Consider the following 998-nt stretch of genomic DNA (forward strand, 5'->3'; position numbering starts at 1 on the left):
CTGGAACTGCGTGATGGCGATGCGGATGAGCTCGATCAGTTGTTGAGGTCGACCACAACGCCGGCCGGTCTGGTGCGTCGGGCGCGGATCGTCACGCTTGCTGCCGACGGGATGGCTAATTCTCGGATCAGTGAGGTTGTGGGGACCTCGCTACCGACGGTCATCAAGTGGCGTTCCCGGTATCTCCAGGACGGACTCGCAGGACTCCTCGACGCCGAAAGGACCGGGCGGCCACGGCATCTCGATCACGCCGATATCGTGTCGGCGACGTTGATGCCGCCACCGAAGAAGTACGGGGTCACGCACTGGTCATCGCGGCTGCTGGCCAGGCATCTCGGCATCGGGAACGCCACGGTCGCCCGCGCCTGGCGCGAGTACGGGGTTGCGCCATGGAGGTCGGGAACATTCAAGTTCTCCACCGACCCGGAACTGGTCGCCAAGGTCACCGATGTCGTCGGACTGTACCTGGAGCCCCCGGAGAACGCGATCGTGTTGTGCGTGGACGAGAAATCGCAGATCCAAGCCCTGGACCGCACTGCGCCAATGCTGCCGATGCAGCCCGGGCAGATCGAACGCCGCACCCACGACTACAAACGCCACGGCACCACCACCCTGTTCGCGGCGCTGGAGATCGCGACCGGGCAGGTGACCGCAGCGGTCAAACCCCGACACCGCCACCAGGAGTTCCTGTCCTTCCTGCGGCAGATCGACCGCACTTACCCCGACCAGGAGCTACACCTGGTCATGGACAACTACGACACCCACAAGAAGGCCGAAGTCCGCAACTGGCTCGAACAGCACCCGAACATCCACGTCCACTTCACCCCCACCTCGGGATCATGGCTCAACCTCGTCGAAGTCTGGTTCGGCATTATCGACCGCCAAGCCATCCGCCGAGGCGTCTTCACCTCCGTCAAAGACCTCAATGCAAAGATCCGAGCCTTCATCAACGGCTGGAACGACCGCAAACACCCCTTCGTCTGGACCAAGACCGCCGA

Annotated in this window: 1 protein-coding gene; it reads left to right on the top strand. The window is 63.2% G+C overall.

Annotated features, from left to right (window positions below):
• The coding region (locus tag ACFFJD_RS16690; RefSeq protein WP_382366224.1) for an IS630 family transposase at positions 1–998 on the top strand (998 nt) is incomplete at both ends.

Origin of the sequence: Gordonia phosphorivorans (assembly GCF_042432625.1) — a bacterium.
Taxonomy (GTDB): domain Bacteria; phylum Actinomycetota; class Actinomycetes; order Mycobacteriales; family Mycobacteriaceae; genus Gordonia; species Gordonia phosphorivorans.